The sequence below is a fragment of the Kamptonema sp. PCC 6506 genome (assembly GCF_000180455.1).
GTDB classification, from domain to species: Bacteria; Cyanobacteriota; Cyanobacteriia; order Cyanobacteriales; family Microcoleaceae; genus Kamptonema; species Kamptonema formosum.
The window spans coordinates 1-4,977 of sequence record NZ_CACA01000053.1 but is presented as its reverse complement, the minus strand read 5'-3'; the positions used below and the strand labels follow the sequence as shown (position 1 = coordinate 4,977).

The following is a 4,977-nucleotide window of genomic DNA, read 5'->3' as shown; positions in this document are numbered from 1 at the left end:
GGGGGGTTCCAACGGACGCAATCGGATAATCGCTGCATCGGCTGCACCGGGAAGCATTACAGTGTTATTTTGTACTTGATGGTCGTACTGTCGATAAACCCAACTTTTAGAAGCAATTGTCGGCGTATCTAGTAGTGTCAATAAAATTTCATTCCAAGTTTGAAACTCTTCGGCAATTTCAATACCATTAATTGTACAAGGAGGCAAAGAATTAGCTGACCATTCCCAAGCTTTCTTTACATATTCGGGCAATTCTGTCAACAATTTATGGTGATAAATGGGCGTATTCTCTGCTAAAGCAGTTGCGGGAATTTCGGCGGCAATTTCTCCCTTAAATAAAATTCGCACGATTGGTTCGGCAATGACTTGACCAGCGATGACGGCTTGGAGTCCCCAACGGTGAAAAATATCAATTAACTCTTGTTCGCGCCCTTTGTGAGCCACAAATAACATCCGTTCTTGTGATTCGGAAAGGAGATATTCATAGGGAACCATTCCTGTTTCTCGAACTGGGATTTTATCTAAATCAAATTCAATTCCAACCCCACCTTTGGCTGCCATTTCTGATGTGGAACAAGTGATGCCGGCTGCACCCATATCTTGGGCTGCTACTACTGCACCTGTTTTAAATGCTTCTAAGCAAGCTTCAACTAATGATTTTTCTAAGAAGGGATCTCCTACTTGCACGGCGGGGCGATCGTCAACTGATTTATCGGTTAATTCTGCACTGGCGAAACTTGCGCCGCCCATGCCATCTCTGCCAGTAGTTGAACCAACATAAAGCACTGGATTACCAATGCCAGATGCACCGGATTTAACTATTTCTGGTGTTTCCATTAACCCCAGGGCCATGACATTAACTAAGGGATTGCCAGAATAGGCGGAGTTAAAGTAAATTTCGCCGCCGACGGTTGGAACGCCAATGCAATTACCATAATGGGAAATTCCTGATACTACACCTGTGAATAATCGCCGAGTTTTAGCATCATCTAAGGAACCAAAACGGAGGGAGTTTAATACAGCAATGGGACGCGCCCCCATTGTGAATATATCTCGCAAAATTCCGCCGACTCCGGTGGCTGCACCTTGGAATGGTTCTACTGCTGAAGGGTGATTGTGGGATTCGATTTTAAAGGCGAGTTGGATGCCATTACCTAAGTCTATAACGCCGGCATTTTCTCCGGGGCCGACGAGAATGCGATCGCCTGTGGTGGGAAATTGTTTGAGTAGCGGCCGCGAATTTTTATAGCAGCAATGTTCTGACCACATCACGCCAAACATTCCTAATTCAGCCTTGTTGGGATGGCGATTTAGCCGTTTGACAATTTCTTCGTATTCTTCAGGTTTTAGACCTTCAGCGGCGATTTCTTCTGGGGAGAATGGGGCTAATGACATGATATTTTGAATTCCTTGGTGAAGGGCAATCCTGAATTGGATTTATTAGTGTTATCTTATCGTAATGTCGCTCTCTGGGCGGTTCTTTCACCGCCCAGAGGGTGGCGTTACGGGTGCATAATTTTGAGATAGTTCGCGATCGCTACATAAATTTTAAGACTTACGCACTTTCAGGGTATAGGGAGAGTTGGGGATTGCTTGCGTCTAGTCAAGCGCTACGCGCAGGCTTCGCCAACGCCATCACAGAAATACCAAAAATACGTTCAAAACTGCCTAAGTCCTGAATTTCTCAAGCGGCTGTATTACACTTAGGTGAGCAGCCCTCACTGGTTTTCGGGCCAAAAGCTTATGTTTGCTAAATTTCACGCTCTTTATCCGACAGGTCAGTTAATCTCAGAGTTGGTGACAATTTATCACGGTAAATTTGTCGTTCGCACTCTGATTCAGGTAGATGGAAAAACTCTGGCTACGGCGATGTCTGCTGGTGATAGTGTTGAGTTGGCAGAGGATCAAAGCTGGAAGCGATCGCTCTCTATGCTCGATCTTAATGCCCCCATGCCTCAGTCAACTTCTCTGGAAACTGAACCAGTTGTCAGGCTGTACACAGGAACCAATCGAGACGACGTTAGGGAAGATGTAATGTCAACTTTCCCTGGAGATGTTGTACCGCAAGTTCCCCAGCGAGATATTCCTGTTACTACTGAAAAGGTTATTCCTTCCTCTCAAAGTAGTTTTGTCAATACCAAAACGCCGGTAAATGACTCTACATATTCGTCGCCTCCTGAACCCGTGCGATCGCCACTTCCTCCCCAGACTCCAAGCGTTCCCCCTGCGCCGAAGCAATTAGACTCTGATGCTTGGCTTTCCTCTAGTTATGGGGTTTCTTCCCCAAGTCAGGAGATAGCGGCAATACCCTCGCCAACAGGCGGCAAAAGTGAAACGTCGTTTTCGCCTCCGACTGACAGCAGCCTCGATCTAGGGGAAGTGGAACCCCTATCTACAGAGATTCAAAGTGGGATACCTCTGGAAATGAGCCCGCCGAGCGAGACCATAGAGGATAATTCCGATACGATCGCGCAAATTGACGTACTGCTCAAGCGCCTGAAGTGGAGCAAAGATCAAGAATCGGAGTATTTGCTTCAAGCTTACGGCAAGCTTTCACAGGGTATTTTAGCTCGGCATGAGTTACTAGATTTCTTAGACTATCTAGAAATTTTTAGCAAAACTACTGAGGAAATTACTCGCTTGCATTGGGATAGAAAGCAAGGTCGCGATCATCTTAACCAAGCTTACGGCAAAATCGCACGGCATCACTTAAATAAAGAACAGTTGCTCGATTTCCTCCAATATCTGGAATCGCAGTAAATAGCAACCATGTCAAACTAAATTCCGCAGATGAAGACGCGACATTCCAGCAAAGAACAAGCATTCTCTTTGCAGCTTGTTCTTATTATTCCATTCGTTCTGCAAATCTTTGGAGCGGTAAGTCTAGTTGGATATTTATCCTTCAGAAATGGTCAGAAAGCTGTAAATGAGCTGGCAAACCAACTGATGGAACGAACCAATAGCATGGTAAATCAACATCTGGATTCTTATTTATCTATCCCTCATAAAGTGAGCCAGATAAATGCCGATGCGATTCGGATGGGATTGCTGGATGTGCGCGATCGCAAAACAGTCGGAAAGTATTTCTGGCATCAGATGCAGGCCTATGACCTGACTTACATCGGCATCGGACTAACGACGGGTGAGGGAGCAGGAGCTGGTAGTTATGATGGCAAAACAGTGGTGATTGATGATTGGAGTGCCAAGCTTCCAAACAATTGCTACACCTACGCCACCGATGACCGGGGTAATCGCACCAAATTGGCTACGATTACTGATTGGGACAACTTCACCATGCCCTGGTATACGGAACCTGTGAAAGCAGGTAAACCCGTCTGGTCGGGGATTTATACCTGGAATTATCCCAATTATCCCTTTATCGTTGCTTCGGCGGGTCGTCCTATCTATGACGCACAAAATCGCTTGCTAGGAATAGTCGGAGCCGACATTCACCTGTTAAAACTGAGCGATTTCTTGCGAAGTATGAAAGTCAGTCAGTCAGGACAGGTTTTCATTCTGGAACGGAATGGGATGTTAATTGCCAATTCTGCGAAAGAGCAGCCCTTTGTTCTCGTTAAGAACGAGATCCAGCGTTTGAAGGCGATAGAAAGTGGCAACCCCCTAGTGCAGGGAATTGCCAAACAACTCCAGCAACGCTTTAAAAATTTCCAGAACATTACCGAAGCCAAACAACTTAAGTTTGATTTAAAGGAAGAGCCTTATTATCTTCATGTCACCCCTTGGCGCGACAAATATGGATTGGATTGGTTAGTAGTAGTGAGCGTACCAGAAAGCGAATTTATGGCAGAGATTAACGCTAACACTCGCACCACTATCTTTCTCTGTTTAGGGGCATTAGGAGTCGCTTCTGCGATGGGTATTTTCACGTCCCGCTGGGTTGTGCAGCCCATTCTCCGTCTAAATCAGGCAAGTAAGGCAATGGCATCTGGTAACTTAGATCAGGCTGTGGAAGATAGCGGAATTAAAGAACTAAACACACTTGCCCAATCCTTTAATTACATGGCGAAACAAGTGGGCGAATCCTTTACGGCGTTAGAAAAAAGTAATGAAGAACTAGAAAATCGGGTGGAAGTACGCACTGTTGAACTTAAAAATGCTTTAAGTGAATTACATAGCACTCAAGCGCAGGTGATTCAGAGTGAAAAAATGTCTAGTTTGGGGGAATTAGTTGCGGGAGTTGCCCATGAAATTAACAATCCGGTTAACTTCATTCATGGCAATCTCACTCATGCTGAAGATTACATTCAAAATTTATTATATTTTGTTCAGCTTTATCAACAGCAATATCCTCAACCGACTCCAGAAATTCAAACTGTAGCCGAGGAAATCGATCTGGATTTCTTGCAAGAAGACTTACCCCGCATTTTGTCTTCTATGCGGATAGGTACGGATCGCATTCGGCAGATTGTACTCTCACTGCGTAACTTTTCGCGTAAGGACGAAGCTGATATTAAGGCAGTGGATATTCATGAAGGTATTGACAGCACTCTCATGATTTTGCAACATCGTCTCAAAGGGCAATCAGGACGACCAGAAATTGAGACGATCAAAGATTATGGCACTTTACCTTTGGTGGAATGTTACGCCGGACAACTCAATCAAGTGTTTATGAATATTCTCACCAATGCGATCGATGCAATCGAAGAGGGGAATGCCAATCGAACGTTTGAGGAAGTTGAGGTAAATCCTGGTCGAATCAAAATTAGAACTTCTGTAACTGCTGACCAATGGGTGCAGATTGCGATCGCAGATAACGGCCCTGGCATTCCCGAAGATATTCAACAAAGGATATTTAATCCATTCTTCACAACTAAGGCGATTGGGAAAGGCACTGGCATGGGGATGTCGATTAGCTATCAAATTATTACAGAAAAACATCGCGGAAAATTGAAGTGTTCCTCTACCCTTGGTCAGGGAACTGAGTTTGCGATCGAAATTCCCATTCAGCAATAACTA

General features: G+C 44.9%; 3 protein-coding genes. 2 read left to right on the top strand and 1 reads right to left on the bottom strand.

All coding sequences use genetic code 11. From position 1 onward, the window contains the following. Positions 1-1,395, bottom strand: a 1,395-nt coding sequence (purL, locus tag OSCI_RS02675) for a phosphoribosylformylglycinamidine synthase subunit PurL (RefSeq protein WP_039961632.1), incomplete at its 3' end; no start/stop codon positions are given. 348 nt (positions 1,396-1,743) lie between these two features. Here purL and OSCI_RS02670 point away from each other — a divergent pair. Next, on the top strand, positions 1,744-2,760 hold the full coding sequence (locus OSCI_RS02670) for a hypothetical protein (protein ID WP_007353311.1): 1,017 nt from the start codon (positions 1,744-1,746) through the stop codon (positions 2,758-2,760). Between the two features lie 30 nt (positions 2,761-2,790). Then, on the top strand, positions 2,791-4,974 hold the full coding sequence (locus OSCI_RS02665) for an ATP-binding protein (protein ID WP_007353310.1): 2,184 nt from the start codon (positions 2,791-2,793) through the stop codon (positions 4,972-4,974). The last annotated feature ends 3 nt before the right edge of the window (positions 4,975-4,977 follow it).